This is a genomic window from Burkholderia sp. AU31652, assembly GCF_002223155.1.
Lineage (GTDB): Bacteria > Pseudomonadota > Gammaproteobacteria > Burkholderiales > Burkholderiaceae > Burkholderia.
This window is the reverse complement of sequence record NZ_NKFG01000005.1, coordinates 2110259-2133627: the sequence shown is the minus strand read 5'-3', so window position 1 is coordinate 2133627 and position 23369 is coordinate 2110259. Positions and strand designations below refer to the sequence as shown.

Below are 23369 nucleotides of genomic sequence, written 5' to 3'. Positions count from 1 at the left end.
CGTTCGGGTGCGATGCGACGAGGCGTAGCGTGGTTGCCGGTGCATCGCCATTGCATGAGTTCGTTATCCGAATGATTTCGTCGAGTTGAGCGAGGGCGCTGATGCAGCGGTGTGTTCCATTCGGCCCGAATGCGGCAATGCGCTGGCGGTGCTCCGCTTACAAGGGCAGGTCCGGGGCGATCGAGACGGTGGCCTTTCCCCGCATCGCGTACGAAGGGTGCGGCAGGGCCCGGTCGAGGCGGGATGGTGCGCCGTAGACCGGCGAGCACGTCGATGGGCGAGGTTGCGTGACCGGAAGCATTCCCCCGGTTAGCGCGCCGGCATCGGGCCGGGGGCAGGATTCGTTGGGGCGCCTGCCGGGCATCATGATGTTGATGTCGGGGCGGAGCGGCACGGGTTCGCTCGCGCCGCCCGCCCCGAGCCTGCTACTGGTCAGGCGCCCGGTGGCTGCCTATCGCCACGTACCGTCGACGTAGATCCACACCTGTCCCTGGCGTCGCCAGTAGCCGGGCACCCACCGACGCCCGGGGCGCCGTGCGACCCAGCGCCCCGGCACCCATATATAGCGGCCACGCTGCCAGCGCCAGTAGCCGTCGGTCCATATATAGCCATGCGGCCGTGGCGGCGGCGGACGGCGGTCGTGCCGGGCGGCCGGCGGTGCGAAGCCCGGGCGGTCCGGATAGGGCGGGCCGCCGGGCACGCGATTCGGGCCGGACGGCCGGTACACGGGCGGCGCGGGCTGGGCCGAGGCGGCGCGGAGCCAGCCGCCGGTGCCGACGAAGGCGGCGGTCAATCCGATGGCGCGTAACAACGAGCGTCGACTCATGGCGTGTCCTGTTCTGTATTCGAGGCTGCCTTACATTAGCCTGCCAGTCGGCCGGCCGGGTTACGCGAGCGGTTAACGCTGTTACCGTGTGTCACGGCAGGTGGGTGCTGGCCTTTCTATATGGATGGCTGCCGGGGGGGTGACCCGCTGAACGACTGTCGAGCCCTGTTTACTGGCCGACGGATGCGTTTTAGGTGTCCGAGCCCAGAAATTCGAGATCAAGTTGGGTAAAATTTGCCGATTCCGGGGTGTCGCGCCGAATCCGTTTGTTGTTTCTATGCAACCGTCAAGACGATGACATGTAAGAATGGTGCGATGAAAGGCTCCAAAAAGCCCCCGTCAAGAAGTCAAAAACAAACGTCAAAACAAATACTTATAACTCGTCCCCACTTTCATTATTTCTAGTTCTGGAAAAGCTTATTTCTTTATTTGCGGATCGCTCCCCTAGGGTACACCCCTAAACTCACGGTTCCCAAACGGGCAACTATCCGGGCGCGGCCAGCAGGATCGATGGCGCTCCCGGGCGGTTGCAGACCGTTTATGAACAAGGTCGCGAGACCTGCCTCTTTTTAGAAGGGAGCTCCACGAATGAACAAGACTCTGATCGTTGCAGCAGCTGCAGCATCGTTTGCTACCGTCGCTCACGCACAAAGCAGCGTCACGCTGTACGGCGTGCTGGACGCAGGCATCACCTACACGAGCAACGTCCAGCCGGCACTCGGCCAAGCTGGCAAGTCGCGTTGGGCGATGGGTTCGGGCATTGACCAGAGCCGTTTCGGCCTGCGTGGCTCGGAAGACCTGGGTGGCGGCCTGAAGGCAATCTTCACGTTGGAAAGCGGCTTCAACATCGGTAACGGCAAGTTCGCGAACAGCAACGGCATGTTCAACCGCCAAGCTTTCGTCGGCCTGTCGAGCCAGTACGGCACGGTCACGCTGGGTAAGCAGTATGACGCAACGCAAGACTACCTGGCGCCGCTGACGGCAACGGGCTCGTGGGGCGGCACGTACTTCGCGCACCCGCTGAACCTCGACCGTCTGAGCACGAACGGTGATGTCGCTCAGAACAACACGATCAAGTTCACGAGCGCGAACTACGCTGGCCTGCAATTCGGCGGCACGTACTCGTTCTCGAACAACACGAACTTCGGTAACAACCGTGCGTACAGCGCAGGCGTTGCATACCAGTTCCAAGGCCTGAAGCTGGCGGGTGCATACTCGCAAGCGAACCTGGGTGACGGTACGAACGCAAACGGCGCAACGTCGTCGGCAATCGGTGGCATCGCTAGCCAAGGCCGCGTCCGCACGTACGGTGCTGCTGCTGGCTACGCATTCGGCCCGGCACAAGTCGGCGCTGCATGGACGCAAGCTCGCCTCGACAACAACGCAGTCGGTCTGGGCACGCTGCGCACCGACAACTACGAAGTCAACGCAAAGTACAACCTGACGCCGGCTCTCGGCCTGGGCGCTGCTTACACGTACACGAACGCGAAGATCAACAACGGCAGCACGCACTGGAACCAGTTCGGCCTGCAAGCTGACTACGCTCTGTCGAAGCGCACGGACGTCTACGCACAAGCTGTGTACCAGCGTGCAGCGAAGAACGGCATCGGCGCGTCGATCTACAACGGCAGCAACTTCAGCGACAACCTGCCGAGCTCGTCGATCAACCAAACCGCAGCAACGGTTGGTCTGCGTCACCGCTTCTAAGCGTGACGGCGGGGTAACCCGCTACGCAGCATCGAAAAAGGCGCCTTCGGGCGCCTTTTTTTTCGTCTGCGGAATGTGATGTCGGCGATTCGCGTCGTCCGGATGCAAAAAAGCGAGGCCAGTGCCTCGCTTTTTCGCTGTGTGCCGCTGCGGCGCGGTACCTGCGGCAGCGGCTCAGCGCGTGTATTCGCCGTTGGCTTCCGGCTGGAACACGATCGCGGCGACCTTCATCTGCTTTTCGGCGCCGCTCGGCTGCGTCACCTTGACCATCTGGCCGCGCTGGGTGCCCAGCAATGCCATGCCGACGGGTGAGAAGACGTTCAGGCGGCCGAGCTCGAGATTGGCGGCGTCCGGATAAACAATCGTCCAGGTGGCCTGTTCCTGGGTCGCCTCGTCGAGCAGCGTGATCTGCGAGTTCATCGTGACGACGTTCGCCTTGATGGCGTCGGGCTGGACGATGTCGGCGCGCTCAAGAAGCGTATCGAGCATCGTCTGAAAGCGCGGGTTGTGTTCGGCGTGCTTCTCGAGGCGAGCAACGTCGAGTTCGGTCAACTGGTAAAGGCGTTGTTTCATGGCAGTTCTCCAAATGATCGGCAAGGGCAGGCGTGGCGTGCCTATGGGGATCGCCCGGAGCCTGTCTGACCTGGCTCCGGGAGGAGACCGAGCCGTCAGATCAGGCGCCGGGCAGGGGCGAGCGGCGCCTGGGCCGTGCGTCGAGCGAGGGGATGCGCCGGATAACCGGCGCGCGCGCGCACGCCGGCCGGGCCGGACGGCGAAACCGAAAGGGGCGTGAGCGCGTACATGGTGGATGGAAGATCGACTGACGAATATAACCTTACGATTCTACAACACAACCTTCGGGATATGTGATTCGGCTGTCGGCATTTTGTCAGCGATTGTTGTGTGAGTGAAGCAAGTTGCTGCGATATCGTCCGTGATGTGCCCGCGATTTTTGTCAAAATCGCAACGCTGTATGTTCAAACTAAGGGTTTCCCCTTGGGTTGGCGAGAACTACACTGCATTCAATCGCTTCAGACAGTCCCTGCCGAGGCGACGCCAAAAGAGAACATATACCGGAGGTAAATCATGAAGTCGGTCATCTACGCAGCTATCGCCGCATCCGTCCTTGCCGCCCCGATCGCATCGTTTGCACAGTCCGAGCAGGGGCTGACGCGCGACCAGGTCAAGGCCGAGCTTGTGCAACTCGAACAGAACGGCTACAAGCCGCTGGCGAGCGATTCGCAGTATCCGGACAACATCCAGGCCGCGGAACAACGCATTCAACCGAACCAGCCGATGCTCGCGCAAGCCGATACGAGCGGCTACGGTGCCGTGGCGACGGGTGCGGCCCAAGCCGGCCGTCGCATGACGCGCGAAGCACCGAATCCCGTGAACTCGGTCTATTTCGGCAACTGAACGTCCCCGGGTCTGCCCGAGCGCACCGCTTAATCGACGAGACGCGCACCCGTTGTGCGCGTCATTCGCCCGCAGGAGCAGAACCTCCGTCGCCGCATTCCGGCGGCTTTCCGCCCAGACGCTCGCGCGTTTGGGCCTTTTTTGCTGGGCGGGTCAGGCGGACGTGACCGCGGGCGTGCCGTGGATATAGTGTTCGAGCTGGCTGATCGTGAACTGCTGATCGGCAATCACGCTCTTGACGAGGTCGCCGATCGAGATGAGGCCGACCAGCTTGCCGCCGTCGAGGACGGGCAGGTGGCGCATCCGGTGCTCGGTCATCAGCGCCATGCACTCGTCGGTGGATTGCGACGGTTCGACGTAGCGCACCTTCGCCGTCATGATTTCCTCGACGCGGGTGGCTTTCGACGAGCGATCCTGCAGGACCACCTTGCGCGCGTAGTCGCGCTCGGTGACGATGCCCGCGATGTCGTCGCCGTCCACGACCAGTAGCGCGCCGATGCCTTTTTCGGCCATCAGCTTGATGGCGTCGTAGACGAGGTCGCTCTTCGTGACGGTGTAGATGGTGCGGCCCGAATCCGGCTTGGCCTTGAGAAGTTGCGCGACAGTCGTACTCATTCGCTTTCTCCGTGTGCAGGTCGATGCTGGGCAGGCAGGGTGTGATGCTTGTCACCCGATGAGCCCAGTATAGCCGCGCAGGTGGCGGCAGTCGCGTGACGATTCCAGATTAGCGGTAAACTCCGGTCACGCACTATCCACACAACTCCTACATTCCTGAACGTTTCGATTGAATTCATGATGTCTTCGCGTCCCCAATCGCCCACGCCGGGCAATGGCCAGGCCGACGAGTGCGTGACGCTCGTCGCTACCGCGTCGCTGCCCACGCGTTACGGTACGTTCACGTCGTACGCTTTCCGCGTATCGGGCAGCGATGCCGAACATCTCGCGCTCGTGATGGGCGACGTCGCCGGCGAGCAGTCCGTACTGACGCGCCTTCATTCCGAGTGCCTGACCGGCGATGTATTCGGCTCGTACCGCTGCGACTGCGGCGAGCAGCTCGATCTCGCATTGCGTTACATCGCGGCGGAAGACCGCGGCGTGCTGCTGTATCTGCGCGGCCACGAAGGGCGCGGGATCGGCCTGAGCAACAAGATCCGCGCTTACGCGCTGCAGGAGCAGGGGCGCGACACCGTCGAGGCGAACCTCGACCTCGGCCTGCCTGACGACGCCCGCGAATACGACTCGGCCGCCGCGATTCTCCGGATCCTCGGCGTGACGTCGGTGCGGCTCATGAGCAACAACCCGGCGAAGTTCGATACGCTCGCGAAGCACGGTATTCCGGTTTGCGAACGCGTGGCGCTTGCGGTGCCCGTGCGCGAGGAAAACGAGCGTTATATCCGTACGAAGCAGACGAAGTTTGGGCACTACTTCGAAGAAAACGAGTAACCGCCGCGGGCGCACCGGCGCCCGTTTCTCGTCATCTGTTCCCTGGATCGTCGCCGGCAAAGGCGACGATTTTCATTTCCCTCCATCCGTTCCGCTTTCAGGTTTGTGACGGCGCTCGCGTTATGCCACCTGAACGATCCATCTCCCATGTCAACACCGTCGAAGATCGAAACCGAGCGCTTGACGCTGCGTCGCTGGCGGCCGACGGATGCGGGCGCGCTGTCGGCGATGCATGAGGATCCAGACGTGACCGCATGGCTCGCGCGCGGCCCGATGTCCGTTGACGAGGCGAGCGACGTCATCGCGCGATTCGACGCGCATTTCGAGGCATACGGTTTCGGCCCGTGGGCCATCGAGCGCCGTGCCGACGCGATGCTGATCGGGGTGTGCGGCCTGTCGCACGAAGCGCGTGCAACGCATCCGATGGCGCCGTGCGTCGAGATCATGTGGCGGCAGGCGCGTCACGCCTGGGGGCATGGCTACGTTGTCGAAGCGGCCGCCGCCGCATTGGCCGACGGGTTCGACCGGATCGGGCTCGGCGAGATCTTCGCGTGGACGGCCAACACCAACCTGCGATCACGGCACGTGATGCAGCGGCTCGGCATGCAGCATCGGCCCGCGCGTGATTTCGACCATCCTGCGTTGCCGGACGGGCACGCGCTGCGTCGGCACGTCGTGTATGCCGCTCGCGCCGCCGGCCTGGCCGGCGCGTAACGGTTCACGCGTGTTCGCCTGTCAGCGCCATGTGCCGTTCTGCAGCACGATCCGGTAGCCGTCGGCATCCTCGAAGGTCTGGCCGGATATTTCCCAGTACGGATTGAACGACGTCACCGGCATGAAGCCATGTTCCGTCGCGCGCGCGCATGCCGCCTCCCATTCCGGCCGATCGGGCAGGTAGAACACGATCAGGTCTTCGGGCGTCGGTGACGGCGCGATCGGATGGTCGGGGCAATGCGTGAATTCGAAGTGATAGTCGAGGCAGTCGCGCCCGAGCATCACGCCGGAAAACCCGTCGTGATCTTCAAAGCGCGCGAGAACGGACAACTCGAGGGCGTCGCGATACATGCGCTCGGTGCGGGCGAGGTTGCTGACCGGGCGGGCAATGCGCAGATGGGCGTGCAAGATGGCCTCGGGGGCGAGTGGCGGGCCGGTCAATGATAAGCCGGCCCATCCGGATTGCGTGTGACGAACGGAGCGCGCTTCGGCGCAGGCCCATCGTATCGAACGATATGAGCTCCTTGCGGCCAAACGAATCGAACCGCCGAACCTCGTCTCGTGAAAGAAAAAACATGACGCTTCCGATCAAATGCGCGCACCCCTTTGCAGCCGGTGCTTGTCAGGACAACCTTCGACGTCCTGTTTTCGGGTCAGTCTGTCGATCGATGAGCCGACGTGCCGATCCCGGGCGAGTGCGCGTAAATGAGTAAGCCCGATCTCCGTCGGCCGGTTACCGGCCCTTATCGCCAGTCGCGATGGGCGGGCGCGTTGGAGGTTGCCTTTGGATGGGTGGCCAAGGGAACGATGGTGCTGGTCGGACTCGGCATGGTCGCGCTGGCGGCCCTGACGGGCGACGTGAGTGCGCTGGTGGATCTGCCAACGACCAAAAGGGGCTGGTTCTACCTGCTGCTGGTCGTGATCGGGGTGGTGGCGCTGATATTTGCGGTGCACCACTACTGGCCGTGGCCGTCTGGTGTGCGCCCGGCAGGTTAGGTGGGGCGGAAGGAGATCTGTCCCCGTAATTCGCGCAGGCAAGAAAAAGCCCGCTACATTGAGCGGGCTGAATCCATGTTTGGAGACATGGAGGAGACAGACGTAAATTTAAGGGAAAACCCGAGGCATGGCAAGCCCTAGTTGTATCGATACAACTTCTTGTTGCACCGCACTTACATGCCGCCTGCCCGGGCGTGCGCCGCAAACGCGCTGAAACGCTCCTGCGCGACCGGTAACGCGTACTTGTCGCGCATCTCCGTCTCAATCCATGCGCAGGCCTCGCGCGCGCAGTCGGTCAGCGCATGCCGCGTCGCATGGCCATCGATGTCGTAGACGAAGCGCACGCCGACCTCGTCGTCGGCCACCTGCCGCTCGAGCTGGTTGAGCTGCAGTTGCGGCCCATGCTGTTGCGACAGCGCACGGAGTTCGTCGAAGTGATATTCGAGCCAGTCGGCAAAGAACAGCGCGTCGCTGTGGCACGGCAGCCGGAAGGCCGCGCTGCGCGACGGGCGCGGCGCGGCTTCGCCGGCCGACGCGTGCGGGTCGCCGTCAGTGGCGATGGACGCGTCGACGGGCGCAAGCGGCTGCTGAATCTGGCGGTAGGGCTCGCGATCACGCAACGCGTGCCACAGCAATTCGTCGCCGGCGGCGCCGGATGGCTGCATCGTCAGGTCATGCCGGCCTTCGCCGGCCGGCGCGATGTCGCGGATCACGAGGCGCAGCGAGCAGAGCGGCTCGTCCGCGACCAGCAGCGTCGCCGCGCGCGGCAACCCGCAGACGAGCGGCGCGGCGCCGGCAGCACGGAACACGAGCCCGCGGCGGTCGAGCCGCACGAGCGGCAGCGGCCGGGGAAACGACGGGTAGGCGACCGCGATGCGGGCGCCGTTGGCGCTCGTCAACCCGGGCATCATCGCGCGAAAGACCTGAGACTGGTCCACGTTGATTCTCCTTCGTTACGATACCGCCCGGACAGAAACGCGCGTTCCGGTTCAGGCGGCGATGGCTTGCCGGGCGGCTTGCCCCGGCTCGATTCCTAGTGCGGCAAACGTTTGCGGATCGATGTCGATCCAACACGCGACCACCAGACGTCCGTCAACCTGCTTCGGCGGGCCTGCGCGGTGCGCGTGTATGCCGATCCGGCGGAACAGCCGTTCCATGCTCGCGAACGTCACGCCGATCAACTGCCGCGCGCCAAGCTGCGCCGCGCATTCGACGACGGCTGCGAGCATCGGGCGCACGGCCCATTCGGCATTGCCCGGCCCGCCTTCGTCGTCGGTTGCCGCAAACCGGGACAACTCCCAGACGGCGGCCGATTGCGGCAGCGGCATGTCTTCGGCGATCAGGTCGGCGAACAGCGACTTCAGCAGATACGGGCGCGTCGTCGGCAGCAGGCGCGCACATCCGCACATGTCGCCGCCGGCGTTCCGCGCGAACACGTACACGGTATCGTCGCGATCGAACTGGTCGCGCTCGAAGCTTTCGTTCGCCGACGGGAGTGCCCAGCCGAGCTGCTCGACGAACACACGGCGCCGGTAGCGCCCGAGATCCGCCGCAAGTTCGTGTGGCAACCGCCCTTCCTCGTGAACGAAGGTCCGCATGGTGTCCTCGGATCTGTGCTTTTGTATGCATGCATTACATCGCGCAGCACGAGGGGGCTGTAACTGGTAACTCTTACAGGATCGCGTCGGAAAGACGCTGTTTAGGACGTGGTAACGGTTTCTTGATCAACGGGATTGAAAACCGTGGCGCTTTTGCTTATAAAGAGCGCCAGCATGGCGGAAATTGTCAGAGGAATAGAGGCGCAGCCAGTTGTCACTGGAGCGTCGGACCGGCATGATAGGCGTCGTTGTGCCCGAGCAGGGCCGACGCGACCGCGGCGGGCCAGTCGATGCACGCGAGCCGTGCGGCGAGCGCGGCGGCCGTGCGGACCATGCCGATGTCGGCGCCCGTGGCGTCGGTGACCATCACGTTGCTGCGGACGTCGCCGCCCGCGATCACGAACGCGCCCGTCGCGCGTTCGAGGTACCAGTCCCAGCCGATCGTTACGTATGCGACACCGGCGCTGGCCGGGCGGTGCCATTCGGTGTAGCCGGCGAGGCGCGCGTCGATGGCGCTGTCGCGCAATTCCTCGAGCAGCGATGCGTCGAGGCCGCTTGCGACATGGTCGAGCGCAAGCACGGCCAGTGCGCTTTCTGACAGGCGTACGTAGCCGTCCGGGGACGGGCCGGGGACCGAGTGCAGCAAAGGTGAAGTCATGCGCGGAATGTATCAGCCTCGAACGGGTCTGGAACCTGACAAGTATGACAGCGTGACGTTGTCGGAGAATGAATGGAACTGCGCTGGCAGGATGCCTATCAACAATTCAGCGCCGCGGAAGACGAGCAGCAGCTCTTCCAGCGGATCGCCGCCTATTCCAAGCGGCTGGGGTTCGAATACTGCTGTTACGGCATTCGCGTCCCGCTGCCCGTTTCGAAGCCCGCGGTCGCGATCTTCGATACCTATCCGGACGGCTGGATGGCGCACTACCAGGCGCAGAACTACATCGAGATCGACTCGACGGTTCGCGACGGCGCGCTCAGCACCAACATGATCGTCTGGCCGGATGTCGACCGGATCGAACCATGTCCGCTGTGGCAGGACGCACGTGATTTCGGGTTGTCGGTGGGTGTCGCGCAGTCGAGCTGGGCTCCCCGCGGTGCGTTCGGCCTGCTGAGCATCGCCCGCCATGCCGACCGGCTGACGCCGGCCGAGATCAACATGCTGACGTTGCAGACCAACTGGCTCGCGAACCTGTCGCATTCGCTGATGAGCCGCTTCATGGTGCCGAAGCTGGCGCCTGCGGCGGCCGTCACGCTGACCGCGCGCGAGCGCGAGGTGCTGTGCTGGACGGCCGAGGGCAAGACCGCGTGCGAAATCGGCCAGATCCTCAGCATCTCGGAGCGGACGGTCAACTTCCACGTCAACAACATCCTCGAGAAGCTGGGCGCGACGAACAAGGTCCAGGCGGTCGTCAAGGCCATCTCGGCCGGGCTGATCGAGACGCCCTGACAGGGCGTGAAGGCGGCAGCGCAATATGCAGCTGCCGCCGGGCCGCTCATTCCATCATCGGCTCCGCTTCCTTCGCGGTCCAGCTCACGCTGGAAATGCTCTTCTCCATGCTCATCCGGCTCGCGATCTGCTCGAGCTTCTGCTGATCCTTCGGATGCAGCTTCAGTGTCGCAGTCACCTTCAGCCGGTCCGGCTGGTCGGGCACGTCCTCGCTCGTGAGGCTCTGGAACGACAGCGGCTTCGCATACATCGAGTTCGACAGCAGCGTGCGGATGTGCACTTCGTCGGAGGCCAGGCAGATCACGGTGATCTGGTATTCGCGCACGAGATCGGCGTTCGATACCGGCGTCGCGTTGATCGCCTGGCTGACGCTGCGCAACAGCGTATTGGTGACCAGCACGACGCCGGTGCCGGCGAGCGCCGGCACGTAATGACCGGAGCCGGACAGCACGCCGACGGCGGCCGAGCACCACAGCGTCGCGGCGGTGTTGATGCCCTGGATCGAGCCCTTGTCGCGCATGATCACGCCGCCGCCGAGGAAGCCGACGCCCGACACGACGTAGGCGGCGATCTGCGTGACGCCCGCGACGCCGTTGCCGGTCAGCACGCCGAGCGTGACGAACAGGCACGCGCCGCTTGCGACGAGCGTGATCGTGCGCAGGCCGGCCGTGCGCTGGCGCATCTGGCGTTCGAGGCCGATGGCGACGCCGCAGGCGAACGCGGTGAAAAGACGAAGTGCGAAATCGAAAGTCATGGTTGTCCTGCCGTGCAAGAAGCGCGTGCCGTTTCGCGTCGCTGCGGCGCAAGGCCGAAGGCGGCACGAAGATAGCCGTCATCGCGCGGTACTGTACCGCGCGAATGCGTCATTCAGTGTGAAACGGGAGGCGTGCGGCTCGCGGAACGCGAGCCGGGCAGGAGAACTGCGTCGGACAGGCGTTCAGGCGGCAAGCGGCGCACGCAACGGAGTGCTGCAACTGTCCACGATGGTTCCTGAAGGAAGAATGGGCGGCATTCTAGTGGGCGGCGAGCGCAGGCGTCAACCGCCTCGCGGCGGCTGCGCTACTGCGCCGAGCCGATCGTTCCCGTCGCAAGTGCGAGCGCGGCAGCGGCCGACAGTGCACCGGCATAGCTGTCGACCTCCGCGTTGCGGGCGGCGAGCAACTGGCTTTGCGCGATCGTCGCATCGGTGACCGAACCGACGCCGTTCCGGTACGCGGTCAGCGCCGCGTCGTAACTCGTCTGCGCGGCGTCGACGAGCGCCTTCGCGGCGTCGTGCGACGCCAGGCTCGTCTGTACTGCGTTCTGCGCGGCGACCACCTGGCGGACCGCTTCCTCCTTGGTCCGCGTGAGGCGCGCGGAGGCGCTTTCCGCGTCGTTGCGCGCCTGCATCAGCACCGCCGAGCGCAGCCCGCCGTCGTACAGCGGAATCGTCACGCCGAGGAACACGCCGCCGCCGTAGCGGCTGCCGTTCAGGTTGACGGTCGGCGCCTGGTCGCCGATCGCGGGCAGCGCGGAGATGGACGTGCCGCCGCTCGCGTACGACGTCGACGCGGACAGGAAGATCTTCGGCATGAACGCGGCTTCCGCGGCCTTGATCTTCGCGCGATTGGCCTTTTCGAGCGCGAACGCGCCCTGCAGGTCGGGGCGGCGCGCGATCGCATCCGACACGATCGCGTCGACCGACGAGCCGAGCGAGGGCGGCAGCGGCCGCTTCGGCAGCGCGGCGACGGTTGGCTTCGACAGCGGCGAGATGCCGAGCGCGGAGACGAGGGCGAGGTAGCCGTCGCTCTCCGTGCCGTTGGCCTGCACGAGCGCGAGGTTGGCCTGTGCGCGGTTCTGCGTCGCCTGTGCGAGTTCGACGACCGTGCCGACGCCGTGCTTGAGCCGCGCGCGGGAGGCCGCGAGGATCGCGTCCGCGTTCGCGAGGCCCTGCTGGGCGCTGAGCGCGCGCGAGCGTGCGGCTTCGTAGCGGTAGTACGCGACGGTCACGTCGTGGATCACCTGCTGGTGAACGGCCGTGAACGCGACGTTCGACGCGATCGACGCCTGTTCGGCCGCTTCGACGCGTGCCGCGCGGCCGCCGAAATCGAACAGCAGCCATTGCAGCGACAGCGCCGAGATGGTGCCGTGCACGGTGGAGTTGCTCGACGAGTCGCCGAGGAACGACGACGTCGACCCGTGGTTTGCCTGGTACCCGCCCATGGCCGTCGCGGACAGCTTCGGCAGGTAGGCGGTCTTGGCCAGGCCGACCGCGAGCGCGGCGTTGCGCGCGTCGTTCCATGCGATACGGGTCAACGGGTTCGCCGATTCGGCGAGATCGATCAGCTCGGGCAGCGTGTACGCGTGCGCGGCATCGAGCGCGGCCGGCGGCGAGACCGACGCGAGCGCCGGCGACGCGGGCAGCGTGTAGTCGTGCGAACCTGGCGCGGACGTGCGCGGCGGGCCCGGCACGATGTCGCCTGCGGCGGACGTTTGCGGCTGCCACGGGCGGTCGGACGCCTCCGGCGCCAGATCGATCGACGACGTCGCGCAGCCGGCCAGCGCGACGGCGGTCGCGAGGGCGGCGGCGGCGATCGAGGCGGCCGGCGGTTCAGGTAGGCGCATGGGGGGCAGACTCCTTCGGTGTGGCTTGACGGGCGGCATCGGCGATGTGCGCGAGCCGCGCGTCGATCAGGTTCAGCAGCGCGTCGCGTGCGGGGTCGGTGGGGGCTGCGCGCGGAGGCATGGCCGGCGGCGTGGAGGGTTCTTGATCGGGCGCGGCGGCGTCGTCGCGCGGTTCGGTCACGCGGGCGAGCTGCGCGCCGATCGCCGCGTCGCCGGGCTTGCGTTCGGCGAGCAGGAACAGCGGCCCTTCGAGCGCACCGAGCTCCGCGAGCGCGCGGCGTCGCATGGCGAGCCACGACGCGGCCGGCCGTACCCACGACGGTTCGTAGTGGACCAGCCCGAGCTCCTGCGTGATCGCGCCGTGGCGGGCGAACGCCTCGGCCGCGAGCGCGCGCCGCTCGGCCGGCTGCGCGACCTGCACGAGGCGCCGCCACTGTTCGATCAGCGCGGTGAGCCCGGCGTCGATCTGCTTGCCGATGCTGACAGGCCAGATGCGCGTGAACACGAGATACACGACGACGTTGCCGAGCAGGATGCCGATCGTGCGATCGCGCGCGATCGTCAGGTCGAAGCCGGGGCCGGCGCCCTGGATCACGCACAGGAAAAACGCGAACGCGATCTGGAAGCCGGCATACGCGATGCGCGGCGAGCCGAACGCGACCCACGCGGCGAGCCACCCGCCGGCGAACACCAGCGCCATCAGGTGGCCGACCGACGATAGCGACGGCACGACGAAGACGAGTGCCGCCGTGCCGAGCAGCGCGCCGACGATGCAGCCGAAGATCCGCAGCGTGAGCTTCTCGACCGTTTCGGCCGTCGAACCGAGCGACACGATGTAGCAGGTGACGACGCAGGTATGGATGCCCGACCAGTCGAGCTGTGAATACAGCAGGTAGCAGAAGATCGCCGCGGCGGTCGTCTTCAGCGCGTAGCGGATGTGGTCGGGATTGGTGCGCGCGTCGGGCAGGAAGAAGCCGCTGCGCGGGGCGGCTGCGGGGGCGTCGGGGGCAGTTGCCGAAGCCGTCGAAGCCGTCGAAGCGACATCGGTCGTTGCGGCCGGTTCCGCGAAATGCGTGATCGCCGCATGGAGATCCGTCGCAGCAACACGTGCGAGCGGCGGCAGCGTGTCGGTCGGCGGCAGCGCGAGCGTCACGTCGACCGGGTAGCCGCCCTGGTCGAGGATGTCGGCCATCTCGTCGAGCGTCGCGGCGATCGGGGTGGCGTATGCGTCGGGCAGCCGTGCATCCGGTTCGCGATCGGCCAGCGCGACGCCGACGAGCAGCGCGGTGCTCGATGTCACGGCCTGCCGCAACGCCGCGAAGTCGGCGGCGGACGACGAGCCTTCGAGTTTCGACAGCTTGAGCCACGTGAGCAGCTGCTTGTCGCCTTCGTGCAGGCTGGCATTGAATGCGTCGCGCGCGGCATCGTCACCGCGCAGCCGCTGCGCGGCGAGCCGCAAGCGCTTCGCGAGTTGCGCGTGCGCGAGCTTGCGCGGCGACGGCGCGATCAGCAGGTTGACGACGATCGCGACTCCCACCGGGATCGCGATCGTCAGCCAGATGTACAGCAGCGCGCGCGTTGCAGCTTCACCGAACGGCGCAAGGCCGAGCTGGTCGAGCCCGAAGCCGACGATCATCGCGAGGATCGCGCCAACCGGGCGCAGCTTGCTGGCCGACGTCAGATAGAGGAGGCCGACCGACAGCACGGCCATGCACGCGACCCGCAGGATCGAATAGTCGATGCTGAAGATCGCGATGCCGAGCACGAGCCCGATCACGATCGTGACGATCACCAGCAGCGCGGCCGCGAGCACGACGCTCGTCACGCGGTCGGCCCGGATCATGAAGAACACGACGTACGCAGACAGCGCGGCTTCGGGCGTGCCGTAGGCGGCCGTCACGAGCGCGGTCAGCGCGCAGATCAGCGCAACCCGCACGGCAATCGACGTACGCCCGGGAAACGGCGCGAGCAGTCGCAGGACTTCGCGCGGGCCCGGCGACCGAACCTCAGCGGCAGGCAGTGCCATGCCGGACCTCGACGATCGCGCTGGCGCCGACGCGCACGAGCTTGCCGTCGGGTTCGTCGAGCTTCACGCGCACGGGGAAGCGCTGCGCGACGTGCACCCAGTTCACCGAGTTCTGCACGATCGGCAGCGTGCGCGGCAGGTTGATGCGGGCGCTGTCGGCAATGCCTGCGCCGACGCCGACGACCTTGCCGGTCAGCGGGCGGCTGCGGTCGATCATCGAATAGACGGTTGCGCAGTCGCCGACCTCGATGCGGCTCAGCGACGTCTCGCGGAAGTTGCCGACGGCGAACCATTCGCTCGCGTCGATCAGCGTGAAGATCGACTGGTTCGGCGCAAGGGTTTCGCCGGCGAGCACGCTCAGGCCCGTGACGAGCCCATCGTGCGGCGCGCGCACGACGGTGTCTTCGAGCGCATGCTGCGCGCGGGCGAGCGCGGCCTCGCGCGCATGCAGCGTCGCGATCGCGTCGGCGTCGTCGCCGATCGTCTGTGACGACGCGCGCTGCTGTTCCTGCGCCTGCGCGAGCGACACGGCCGCGTCGCGCTGGCGGACCTTCGCCTGGTCGAACTGCTGCGCGCTGACGTAGCCCTGGGCGGCGAGCGGCGCGAGCCGGTTCACGTCGCGCGTGGCAAGGTCGTTGTTCTGGGTCGCGCGCTTGACCTGCTCGGTGGCCACGGCCGCGTTCGAGCGCTCGCCGATCAGCGAACGGCGGCGCGTGTCGAGCGATGCGCGCGCGAGTTCGAGGTCGGCCTGCGCCTGCGCAACCGTCAGCCGGTACGGCACGGGATCGATGACGTACAGCAGGTCGCCTTTCGCGACGCGCTGGTTTTCATGTACCGCGAGTTGCACGATGCGGCCGCCGACCGGCGACGCAACGTGCACGACGTCCGCGTCGATCGATGCGTCGTCGGTGGACGGGTAGGCCGTCGTGCGGTAGTACGCGTACACGAGTGCCGCGATGCCGAGCGCGACGATCGCCAGGGCGATCACGCGGCCTTTGACGGAGGGGCGAGCAATACCGGCGGCCTTCATGCGAACGGCCCCGTGCCGGTGAGCCACACGATCACCGCGACCACGAGCCCGATCGCGGTGCAGACGGCCAGCTGGTAGGGCACCGTCGCGGCCCAGCCGGTCGCGACGAATACGCGGTGCGCGACGATCGCGCCGATGACGCCGACGATCGCGCTGACGAGCCAAAGCGGGAAATACGCGCCGAACAGGACGTACGACGGTGCGCCGCGCGATGCGCAGCCCGCGAGCGGCAGGGCTGGCGCCAGGACGGCGGCGACGCGCAAGGGCGCGCGCGGCGTTGTTTTTCTCATGGTGTGACGAGCTCGACGTTGGGGGTGGATGCCGGGCGCGGCGCAATGCGAATCGCCGCCGCGACGACGATTCCGGGATACGGAGCCGATAATAAATCAGCGCGATGCGGACCGCCAGCCACCCGCCCCGTGCACCGTGGGGGGTATTACCGGTCGGGGGGCGTGTCCGCCCGTTCGGCACCGCGTTTCTGCAATGATGGTCGGACCGTCGCGATTCTGCCAGCGCAAGCTCGCGTAGGGTTGCTAACGGACTGTAAAGGATCGTCAGACGAACGAAGCGCGGCCGATTTGTCCTGTCGACAGCGCGGAATCGGGGCGGAAACGGCCGATTGCCGTTCGAACGCTGGGGAATGTGGCCGATTCGGCGGATCGGGGGGCGATGTTGACGAGTGGGTCGACCGGATTGCGTGTGAAGCGCGGCAGCGTGTCGCGATCGGTGACGCAGATCTGCGGCAGGCGTTCGGCCTGAGCGGTCTGCTCGTTTGCTCGCCCGCGAGAGCGACGACGCGCAGTGCCTTCGGGCAAGACGCGGAAGTTCGCATCGATCATCCGGCCGCCGTTCTCGAAGTGGCTGACCGGGATGGACAAGCGCAGCGTGCGCTGCATGTCGGTAACGACGGGCTTCGGGAAAGCGTCAACGTCGCTCGCGTCGGGCGGGCCGATGAAGTCGCGGTCGAGCGGTGCGCCGGGCGGCGTCGAAGCCCGGCCGGCGACCGGTCGTCACAGCCGCGATCTGTGTACCATCGTACGTATGGCGCGACGCGCGGCACGGAGCCTCACGGCCTCGTGCAACACGCAACGCGGAAGCGGTATCGGTATCGCAACGAAGGTGAGTGTTCCATGCGAAGTTTCTTTGTCCGGTTCATTGCAATCGGCATGCTGTTCCATCTCTACGTCGGGATTCGGATCATTCCCGATGCATTCACGTCGCCGGTCGCGCGCACGATCGCGGCGCTCGTGCTGGCGAGCTTCGTCGTGCTGATCCCGGTCGGCATGTTCTCGCGCCGCTTCGACGAAGGTTGGGCCGCGACGCTGGCCGGCTGGGCCGGCTCGCTCGTGATGGGCTTCTTCTCGTCGCTGCTCCTGCTGACGTTCCTTCGCGAATTCGTGCTGCTCGGCGTGTCCGGATGGCGGCATCTCGGGCACGACGGCGCGTGGCCCGGCGCGGCGACCGACACGGCGATCGGCGTGCTGGCCGGTGCGGTGTTCGTCACCGTGATCGGGTTCGTCGGTGCGCGCCGCACGGCGGCGGTCAAGCGCGTGTCGATCCCGGTCGCAGGGCTGCCGGCCGGGCTCGACGGGCTGACGATCGTGCAGCTGTCCGATATTCACGTCGGGCCGACGATCAAGCGGCCCTACGTCGAACGGATCGTGCGCGCGGTCAACGCGCTCGATGCCGACCTCGTCGTCGTGACGGGCGACGTGGTCGACGGCTCGGTCAAGCGCCTGCGCGACCACACGGCGCCGCTCGGCCTCATGCAGTCGCGGCACGGCAGCTTCCTGGTGACGGGCAACCACGAGTATTACGCGGGCGCGCATGCGTGGATCGACGAGTTCCGCCGCATCGGGATCACGGTGCTGCTCAACGAGCACGTGCTGATTGAACATGACGGTGCGCACGCAGTGCTCGCGGGCGTCACCGATTTCACGGCGGGCGGGTTCGATCCCGCTCATCGCAGCGACCCCGTGCAGGCGCTGGCGGGGGCGCCGCGCGACGTCGGCACGAAGATCCTGCTCGCGCACCAGCCGCGCAGCGCGGAAGCGGCGAACCGGGCCGGCTTTACCGTGCAGTTGTCGGGGCATACGCACGGCGGCCAGTTTCTGCCATGGCCACCGTTCGTGCGGCTGCAGCAGCCGGTGATCGGCGGGCTGAGCCGCTTCGGCGATCTGTGGCTCTATACGAGCCGCGGCACCGGATACTGGGGGCCGCCGAATCGTTTCGGCGTGCCGTCCGAGATCACGCTGATCCGGCTGACGCGCGGCGGGTAGGGCACGTTTCCTCGTTTGGAAAAGGCCGGCGCCGGCCCGTCACCAGCGGCACCAGCCCTGGCTAGCGGCTTTCACTCGATGCGGGCAATGTCGTCGAAATCGAAGCGCGGGCTGCGCGGGAACAAGCCGGCCGGATCGCCATAGCCGAGATTCACTAGGAAGTTGCGTTTGATCGCGGTGCCCGCGAAGCACGCGGCATCGACTTTCGCGCCGTCGAAGCCGGAGATCGGGCCTGCGTCGACGCCGAGTGCGCGCGCGGCCACCTTGTATCCGCGAATGACAGCGCATGGCAGTGTGCGACGCCGTTGGCTAGTATGCAGGCATGCACCGTTCGCTCGGTTCTTCGCCCGTTTCTCCCGACATGTCGACACCCGATTTCTTCGCTGACACGCCCGCACCCGATGTGGACTGGGACCCGGACTGGCTGGCGCCGTCCGATGCCGATCGCGCGCTGGCCGTGTTGATCAACGAGGTCGCGTGGCAGCAGGACACGATCCGCACGCCGCGCGGGCGCATTCCGTTGCCGCGGCTGACCGCATGGCAGGGCGAGCCGGACGCCGTCTACGTGTATTCGGGGATCCGCAACGTGCCGGCGCCGTGGACGCCGGCCGTGCTCGACCTGAAGCGCGCGGTCGAGGCGACGTGCGGCGCGAGTTTCAACAGCGTGCTGCTCAATCGCTACCGTAACGGGCAGGACAGCCTCGGCTGGCATGCGGACAACGAGCCCGAGCTGGGCGATGCGCCGGTGATCGCATCGGTGAGCCTCGGGGCGATGCGCGTGTTCGACCTTCGGCATCGCAAGACCGGTGTCACGCATGCGTATCGCCTCGGGCACGGTAGCCTGCTCGTGATGCGAGGCCGCACACAGGCCGAATGGCAGCATCGCGTGCCGAAGGCGCCGGGCGTGCAGGGCGAGCGCGTGAACCTGACGTTTCGGCGCGTGATGCCGGCGGGTACGGGCCGGTAACCCCGCCCATCACCGACGTGACTGGATCGCCGGGCAATGCGCGCCCCGTTTTTGCGATTCATGGGCGATCGATACAGGCAAGCGGTCGCGTGTGCGGCACGTTGCCGCACGACTGCTGAACCATGCGCGCTGAAACGCCGCTGAGGCCCGTGCCATATGGGGTTTCAGGAAATTTGATCGACCGCCCGGTTCCGATAGATGAGTGAAACCTCTGATGGTGCGTCGCAACAATCCTTGACTAGACTGTCGAATGGCAAAAGCGCGTCGCATCCCGGCGCGATCCTTTCGACATGCCCCAAGCGTTGCCGATGCGGTGCGCAAGGGGGCAGGAGCAAACCGCGTGACCGTATTCGACCCTTCCTTCGAACCCTCGCTGCACGTCTTCGAACAAGACGGCGGATGGCAATGGGCGCTGACGGTGAAGCGGGCGACCGGCGTTGGCGTGAAAGTCGTTGCGTTCAGCCGGGACGGCTTTCGCGGCGAAGCCGAGGCCTACGCCGCCGGCCAGCTTGCCCGCGCCGCGTATGACGCCGCCGTGACGGCCTGACGCCGTCGCGTCGATCCCGCCGCCCCAGGATCGTCTTCATCGCTTGCCGCCCGCCGCCGGGTGGCTTTTCCCGATCGTTTTCAGTTTTCCGTCGCCTGTCGCGCTCTGCGCGACAGCGCGTGCGGCGCGCTTGCGCGCCCGTCCGCCCGAGCTCGCCGCGCCAAATAGTTCGTACCATTCGACACGTGTGTGCCATACGCCGCGCTTAACGTCCCTGCACAGGGTCCGTCGCGCCGGCGATGCGGCTTCGCGCTGCGATTGGAGTGCCGGACGCCGACCCATCGACAAGAACGCAGGCCATGTGCGACGACAGAACCGACTACAACCGCCATGCGCGCGGCGGCTCGCGCACGGCGCGGGCGCCGGAACGGGGATTCACGCTGATCGAGGTGCTGATCGCGCTGGCGATCGTCGCCGTGGCGCTGGGCGCCGTGATGCGCGCGATTGGCGCCGGACGTGCACGCGCTGTCGGATCTCGGGTGCGATCGTCGGCGAGCCGCCGCCGCCCGATATGCTGCAGCCGTTGCGCGTGCGCCTGCGGCTCGCGCCGAATCCTGATGCGGCCGCCGCGTGCCGGCGTCGGCGGCGCGCATGCCGTGACGCACGGGGCCGTGCCCGGAAGTGGCGCGATATCGTAATAACATATGACGTTATTGCGTTGGCGGGACGATGATGTCCTGCTTCTTCACCAGGAGCCACCCATGCAACTCTCCCAGCTCGGCGGGCATGTCGCCCAGTCCGGTTTCGCCGAACGGCAGAAGCACGCCCAGGCGCTGATGTTCGGCATGGCCGACATCAACGAGTATGTTTCCGGCGGCGTCTGCTACGACGCCGCGGCTTATGTCCGGTACCTGCTGCGCAGCGATGCGATGATCGCACCCGGCGCGCTGCTCGACACGATCGGCCAGCACTGGCGAACCCGTTTCAACTTCGAGACCGGCGGTGAATGGGACGGGCGCGCGAGCATTCCGGCGGGAACCGCGGTTGGCTTCTCGCGCGGCGGCACGGTCTTTCATGCGGCGATCGCCGTCGGCGGCAGCCGGATCCGGGCGATCAACGGGGGCCGCCTGGGCAGCGGATGGATGTATGCGGTCGACCTGGCGCGCGTGCTCGAGCCGGATGCGGCCGGCGGCTTCACGTACGATCGCGCAAACATCCGGGTTCACCTGTCGCGCCTGTAGGCCGCGCGGCCTTGCCTGCCGCGCCGGCCGCCATGCGTTGGCCGGCCGCCGCGCACGCGGCTGCCTTCCCGCGCTGCCGGCCATTCCGGCATGGCGTCGCGCTGTCCATCGCTGCTATCCTCTCGACCGTGATTGACTCCCCACGGCGTCACGATCCGCATGCTGCGGTGCGGCGATGCACGCGGTGTGAACCCCGTGCGCGCTGAGGTAGCATGACTGAATATCCACGACGATCCGTGACCTGTTACGTGACTGATTTCCTACCGTCCATGTCCACATGGTCAAGACAACCATGAGCGACGCACCTGAAACCGCGGCGACCGGCGACGACGAAGCGTCCGGCGGCGCGTCGTCCTATCTGGTGCCGGGGCTCGAACGCGGGCTGCGGATCCTCGCCGAATTCTCCGCGCGCGAGCCGGTGCTCGGCGCGCCCGAGTTGTCGAAGCGCATCGGCATTCCGCGCACGACCACGTTCCGCCTGCTGCAGACGCTCGAAGCGCTCGGTTTCCTCGAGCGCGTGAACGGCGACCGCTATTTCCGGCTCGGCGTCGGCGTGCTGCGGCTCGGCTTCGAATACCTGAATTCGCTCGAACTGACCGATCTCGGCGCGCCCGTGCTCGAACGGCTGCGCGACGCGACCAGCCTGTCGACGCATCTGCTGATCCGCGACCAGCGCGACGTCGTGTTCGTCGCGAAGGCGCAGAGCAACACGTCGATGTTCGGTTCGGTGAAGGTGCACGTCGGCACGCGCCTGCCCGCGCATGCGACCGTGCATGGCCACGTGCTGATGGGCGACCTGACGCGCGACGCACTGCGCCAGCTGTATCCGGAAAAGCGGCTCGAGCAGTTCACCGAGCGCACGCCGGGCACCGTCGACGAACTTTACGAGCGCGTGCGCCATTACGCGCGGCTAGGCTACGCGGTGAGCGAGGCGGCGTTCGAGAGCGGCATCTCGGCCGTGACCGCGCCCGTACGCGATCATTCGGGCTCGATCGTCGCGGCGATCACCGCGACCGTGCCGCGCTCGGAGATCGGCGAGGCCCGCGAGAAGGAGCGGCTCGTCGAGGCCGTGTGCGGCGCGGCGGTCGACCTGTCACAGCGGCTGAACTATCGTCCGCTCGAAAGCGATCCGACCTTCGCGCACGCGCGCCACAAGGTCGCGATGTTCTGAGTGTTCCGATGCGCGGCCGGCGGTCGTGCAAATGCAATACGCGAATGACAAAAGCGGCCTGCGGGCCGCTTTTGTCGTTTCAGGCGACGCACGCCCGACATCGTTCAGAACGAGTGGTGGATCCCGGTGAGCACGATCACCTGGTTCGCCGTGCTCGATACACCCGCCGTGAAGAACGCGGCCTTTGCACCGCCCGAACCGTGCTCGTACAACACGTTCGCGTAAAGCTGCGTGCGCTTCGACAGCGCATAGATGTCGCCGAGCTCGACCTGCGTCCAGCGGCGGCCGGCCAGCGTCGTAGTCGCCGCGCCGCCCGCGATCGTGTTGAACGCGCTGCTGCGGTAGTTCACCCCCGCGTCGTAGCTCTGGAACGTGTCCGAAAAGCCGTTCGACTGCATCTTCGTGCGCGTGTACAGGCCGTGCACGAGGAAGTCGCCGAACTGGTAGGACGCGCCCGCGCCGATGTTCTCGACCTTGCTCGCGGTGTAGCCGTTCGCGGTGTTCTGCCCCTGGAACGACGTGATGCCGGTCGTGCTGATCAGGATCGCGCGGTCGTGCTCGTTCGAGTACACGGCCGACGCCTTGAATGGCCCGTTCGCATAGTTCAGCGCGACGCCGACCGACTTGCCGGTCGAGAAGTTCGTCGTGTTGCCGAGCGCCATCGTCGCCGCGGCCGAGAAGCCCGCGAAGGTCGGTGAGCGGTACTTGACCGAGTTGTTGTACGGCACGTTGCCGGTCGCGGCGAGCCCGTCGATGTTGCCGGGGTGGAACGCGTACCAGCTCATCGCGAGGTAGGCCGTGCTGAGCGGATCGAGATAGTCGAACGACAGCGGCGTCTGGCGGCCGAGCGTCAGCGTGCCGTAGCGCTCCGAGCCGAGGCCGACGAAGGCCGCGCGGTTCCAGATCGTGTTCGCGGTCGCGAACTGGCCGTTGTTCGTATAGAAGCCGTTTTCGAGCTGGAAGATCGCCGACAGGCCGTCACCGAGGTCTTCCTTGCCCTTCAGGCCCCATCGGTCGGGCTGCGTATTGCCCTGGATCATCGCCCACTTCGCATGGCCGCCGACGTTGTTCACGTACGCGACGCCCGCATCCATGCTGCCGTACAGCGTCACGCTGCTCTGCGCCCACGCGCCCGACACGGCGCCCACTCCGATCACTGCTGCTGCTACCGCATGCTTGACCATTTGATCTCCTGAATCTCCAACCTGATGAATACGTGCCGTGGCGGCATGCGCAGGAACGGCCGGCCGTCGCGCGTGTTCGCCATCGGGTGGGCATTCGTATGTTCCATATAAGGAACGATGTGCCTCTGATGGAATGGAGTATAGGGGCGTCTCGCACCGTATCAAAAATAATTTTTCCGGGACGGATGGGTTTTCGGCCGCCGCCCGGTGTCGGTGCATGAAACCCGCGT

General features: G+C 66.4%; 26 protein-coding genes and 1 pseudogene. 12 read left to right on the top strand and 15 right to left on the bottom strand.

Going from position 1 to position 23369, the window contains the following annotated elements:
* Positions 1–451 precede the first annotated feature (451 nt).
* Positions 452–826, bottom strand: a complete 375-nt coding sequence (locus tag CFB40_RS27130; RefSeq protein WP_089432916.1) for a YXWGXW repeat-containing protein — start codon at positions 824–826, stop codon at positions 452–454.
* Positions 827–1414: 588 nt separating this feature from the next.
* Here CFB40_RS27130 and CFB40_RS27125 point away from each other — a divergent pair.
* On the top strand, positions 1415–2533 hold the full coding sequence (locus tag CFB40_RS27125) for a porin (protein WP_089427151.1): 1119 nt from the start codon (positions 1415–1417) through the stop codon (positions 2531–2533).
* A 174-nt stretch (positions 2534–2707) separates the two neighbouring features.
* Here CFB40_RS27125 and CFB40_RS27120 read toward each other — a convergent pair whose 3' ends face one another.
* Entirely contained in the window at positions 2708–3106 is a 399-nt protein-coding gene (locus tag CFB40_RS27120; protein WP_059239999.1) for a GreA/GreB family elongation factor, read from the bottom strand.
* Between the two features lie 513 nt (positions 3107–3619).
* On the opposite strand from CFB40_RS27120, the gene CFB40_RS27115 reads away from it, so the two are divergent.
* Positions 3620–3949, top strand: coding sequence for a DUF4148 domain-containing protein (locus CFB40_RS27115; RefSeq protein WP_089432915.1), 330 nt, complete (start codon positions 3620–3622; stop codon positions 3947–3949).
* A gap of 153 nt (positions 3950–4102) precedes the next feature.
* Here the strand turns inward: CFB40_RS27115 and CFB40_RS27110 are convergent, their stop codons facing one another.
* Entirely contained in the window at positions 4103–4564 is a 462-nt protein-coding gene (locus CFB40_RS27110; RefSeq protein ID WP_069252006.1) for a CBS domain-containing protein, read from the bottom strand.
* A 177-nt stretch (positions 4565–4741) separates the two neighbouring features.
* Between CFB40_RS27110 and ribA the strand changes: the two genes are divergently transcribed.
* Together ribA and CFB40_RS27100 are read left to right on the top strand one after the other, a co-directional pair.
* Entirely contained in the window at positions 4742–5392 is a 651-nt protein-coding gene (gene ribA, locus CFB40_RS27105; protein WP_069260282.1) for a GTP cyclohydrolase II, read from the top strand.
* A 147-nt stretch (positions 5393–5539) separates the two neighbouring features.
* Entirely contained in the window at positions 5540–6106 is a 567-nt protein-coding gene (locus CFB40_RS27100; protein ID WP_089432914.1) for a GNAT family N-acetyltransferase, read from the top strand.
* A gap of 21 nt (positions 6107–6127) precedes the next feature.
* Here the strand turns inward: CFB40_RS27100 and CFB40_RS27095 are convergent, their stop codons facing one another.
* Positions 6128–6514, bottom strand: a complete 387-nt coding sequence (locus CFB40_RS27095; protein ID WP_089432913.1) for a VOC family protein — start codon at positions 6512–6514, stop codon at positions 6128–6130.
* 297 nt (positions 6515–6811) lie between these two features.
* On the opposite strand from CFB40_RS27095, the gene CFB40_RS27090 reads away from it, so the two are divergent.
* Positions 6812–7102, top strand: coding sequence for a hypothetical protein (locus tag CFB40_RS27090; protein ID WP_089432912.1), 291 nt, complete (start codon positions 6812–6814; stop codon positions 7100–7102).
* Positions 7103–7275: 173 nt separating this feature from the next.
* Here the strand turns inward: CFB40_RS27090 and CFB40_RS27085 are convergent, their stop codons facing one another.
* From CFB40_RS27085 to CFB40_RS27075, 3 genes are all read right to left on the bottom strand, one after another.
* Positions 7276–8040: a hypothetical protein gene (locus CFB40_RS27085; protein ID WP_174972310.1), complete on the bottom strand. Its 765-nt coding sequence runs from the start codon at positions 8038–8040 to the stop codon at positions 7276–7278.
* Between the two features lie 51 nt (positions 8041–8091).
* Positions 8092–8700, bottom strand: coding sequence for an acyl-homoserine-lactone synthase (locus CFB40_RS27080; RefSeq protein WP_027789397.1), 609 nt, complete (start codon positions 8698–8700; stop codon positions 8092–8094).
* 214 nt (positions 8701–8914) lie between these two features.
* A complete protein-coding gene (locus CFB40_RS27075) occupies positions 8915–9358 on the bottom strand; it encodes a DUF4902 domain-containing protein (protein ID WP_089432911.1) in 444 nt (147 codons plus the stop codon).
* A gap of 72 nt (positions 9359–9430) precedes the next feature.
* Here CFB40_RS27075 and CFB40_RS27070 point away from each other — a divergent pair, with 72 nt between their 5' ends.
* Positions 9431–10150 (top strand): autoinducer binding domain-containing protein, encoded by a 720-nt coding sequence (locus CFB40_RS27070; protein ID WP_089432910.1) that lies wholly within the window; start codon positions 9431–9433, stop codon positions 10148–10150.
* A 46-nt stretch (positions 10151–10196) separates the two neighbouring features.
* On the opposite strand, the gene CFB40_RS27065 is transcribed toward CFB40_RS27070, so the two are convergent.
* From CFB40_RS27065 to CFB40_RS27035, 6 genes are all read right to left on the bottom strand, one after another.
* The gene (locus CFB40_RS27065) at positions 10197–10904 is read right to left on the bottom strand and encodes an MgtC/SapB family protein (RefSeq protein WP_089427160.1); all 708 of its coding nucleotides are present in this window, start codon (positions 10902–10904) and stop codon (positions 10197–10199) included.
* A 305-nt stretch (positions 10905–11209) separates the two neighbouring features.
* Entirely contained in the window at positions 11210–12754 is a 1545-nt protein-coding gene (locus tag CFB40_RS27055) for a TolC family protein (protein WP_089432909.1), read from the bottom strand.
* Positions 12741–14780, bottom strand: a complete 2040-nt coding sequence (locus CFB40_RS27050) for an FUSC family protein (protein WP_089432908.1) — start codon at positions 14778–14780, stop codon at positions 12741–12743. The genes CFB40_RS27055 and CFB40_RS27050 overlap by 14 nt, the downstream gene beginning before the upstream one ends.
* Positions 14761–15810 (bottom strand): multidrug transporter subunit MdtN, encoded by a 1050-nt coding sequence (gene mdtN, locus CFB40_RS27045; RefSeq protein WP_089432907.1) that lies wholly within the window; start codon positions 15808–15810, stop codon positions 14761–14763. Before mdtN ends, CFB40_RS27050 begins: the two co-directional genes overlap by 20 nt.
* Positions 15807–16100 carry a hypothetical protein gene (locus CFB40_RS27040; RefSeq protein WP_011354664.1) on the bottom strand — a complete coding sequence of 98 codons (294 nt, stop codon included), beginning with the start codon at positions 16098–16100 and terminating at the stop codon, positions 15807–15809. The genes mdtN and CFB40_RS27040 overlap by 4 nt, the downstream gene beginning before the upstream one ends.
* 264 nt (positions 16101–16364) lie before the next feature.
* Positions 16365–16706 (bottom strand): hypothetical protein, encoded by a 342-nt coding sequence (locus tag CFB40_RS27035; RefSeq protein ID WP_089432906.1) that lies wholly within the window; start codon positions 16704–16706, stop codon positions 16365–16367.
* 234 nt (positions 16707–16940) lie between these two features.
* Here CFB40_RS27035 and CFB40_RS27030 point away from each other — a divergent pair, with 234 nt between their 5' ends.
* A complete protein-coding gene (locus tag CFB40_RS27030; protein ID WP_089432905.1) occupies positions 16941–18089 on the top strand; it encodes a metallophosphoesterase in 1149 nt (382 codons plus the stop codon).
* A 71-nt stretch (positions 18090–18160) separates the two neighbouring features.
* Here CFB40_RS27030 and CFB40_RS27025 read toward each other — a convergent pair.
* Positions 18161–18352 (bottom strand): annotated as a pseudogene (locus CFB40_RS27025) (malonic semialdehyde reductase); the annotation flags it as partial.
* A gap of 98 nt (positions 18353–18450) precedes the next feature.
* Here CFB40_RS27025 and CFB40_RS27020 point away from each other — a divergent pair.
* The 5 genes from CFB40_RS27020 to CFB40_RS27000 all read left to right on the top strand — a co-directional run bounded on the left by CFB40_RS27020 (position 18451) and on the right by CFB40_RS27000 (position 21955).
* Positions 18451–19056, top strand: a complete 606-nt coding sequence (locus CFB40_RS27020) for an alpha-ketoglutarate-dependent dioxygenase AlkB family protein (protein ID WP_256976903.1) — start codon at positions 18451–18453, stop codon at positions 19054–19056.
* A gap of 340 nt (positions 19057–19396) precedes the next feature.
* Positions 19397–19603 carry a hypothetical protein gene (locus CFB40_RS27015; protein ID WP_089429068.1) on the top strand — a complete coding sequence of 69 codons (207 nt, stop codon included), beginning with the start codon at positions 19397–19399 and terminating at the stop codon, positions 19601–19603.
* A gap of 263 nt (positions 19604–19866) precedes the next feature.
* Positions 19867–20241, top strand: a complete 375-nt coding sequence (locus tag CFB40_RS39230; RefSeq protein WP_373452688.1) for a type II secretion system protein — start codon at positions 19867–19869, stop codon at positions 20239–20241.
* Positions 20242–20247: 6 nt separating this feature from the next.
* Positions 20248–20784, top strand: a complete 537-nt coding sequence (gene tecA / locus CFB40_RS27005; protein WP_226202780.1) for a type 6 secretion system effector deamidase TecA — start codon at positions 20248–20250, stop codon at positions 20782–20784.
* A gap of 277 nt (positions 20785–21061) precedes the next feature.
* Complete coding sequence (locus CFB40_RS27000) at positions 21062–21955, top strand: IclR family transcriptional regulator (RefSeq protein WP_089432903.1); 894 nt, start codon at positions 21062–21064, stop codon at positions 21953–21955.
* 104 nt (positions 21956–22059) lie between these two features.
* Here CFB40_RS27000 and CFB40_RS26995 read toward each other — a convergent pair whose 3' ends face one another.
* Positions 22060–23139 (bottom strand): porin, encoded by a 1080-nt coding sequence (locus CFB40_RS26995; RefSeq protein WP_089427168.1) that lies wholly within the window; start codon positions 23137–23139, stop codon positions 22060–22062.
* Positions 23140–23369: the final 230 nt, after the last annotated feature.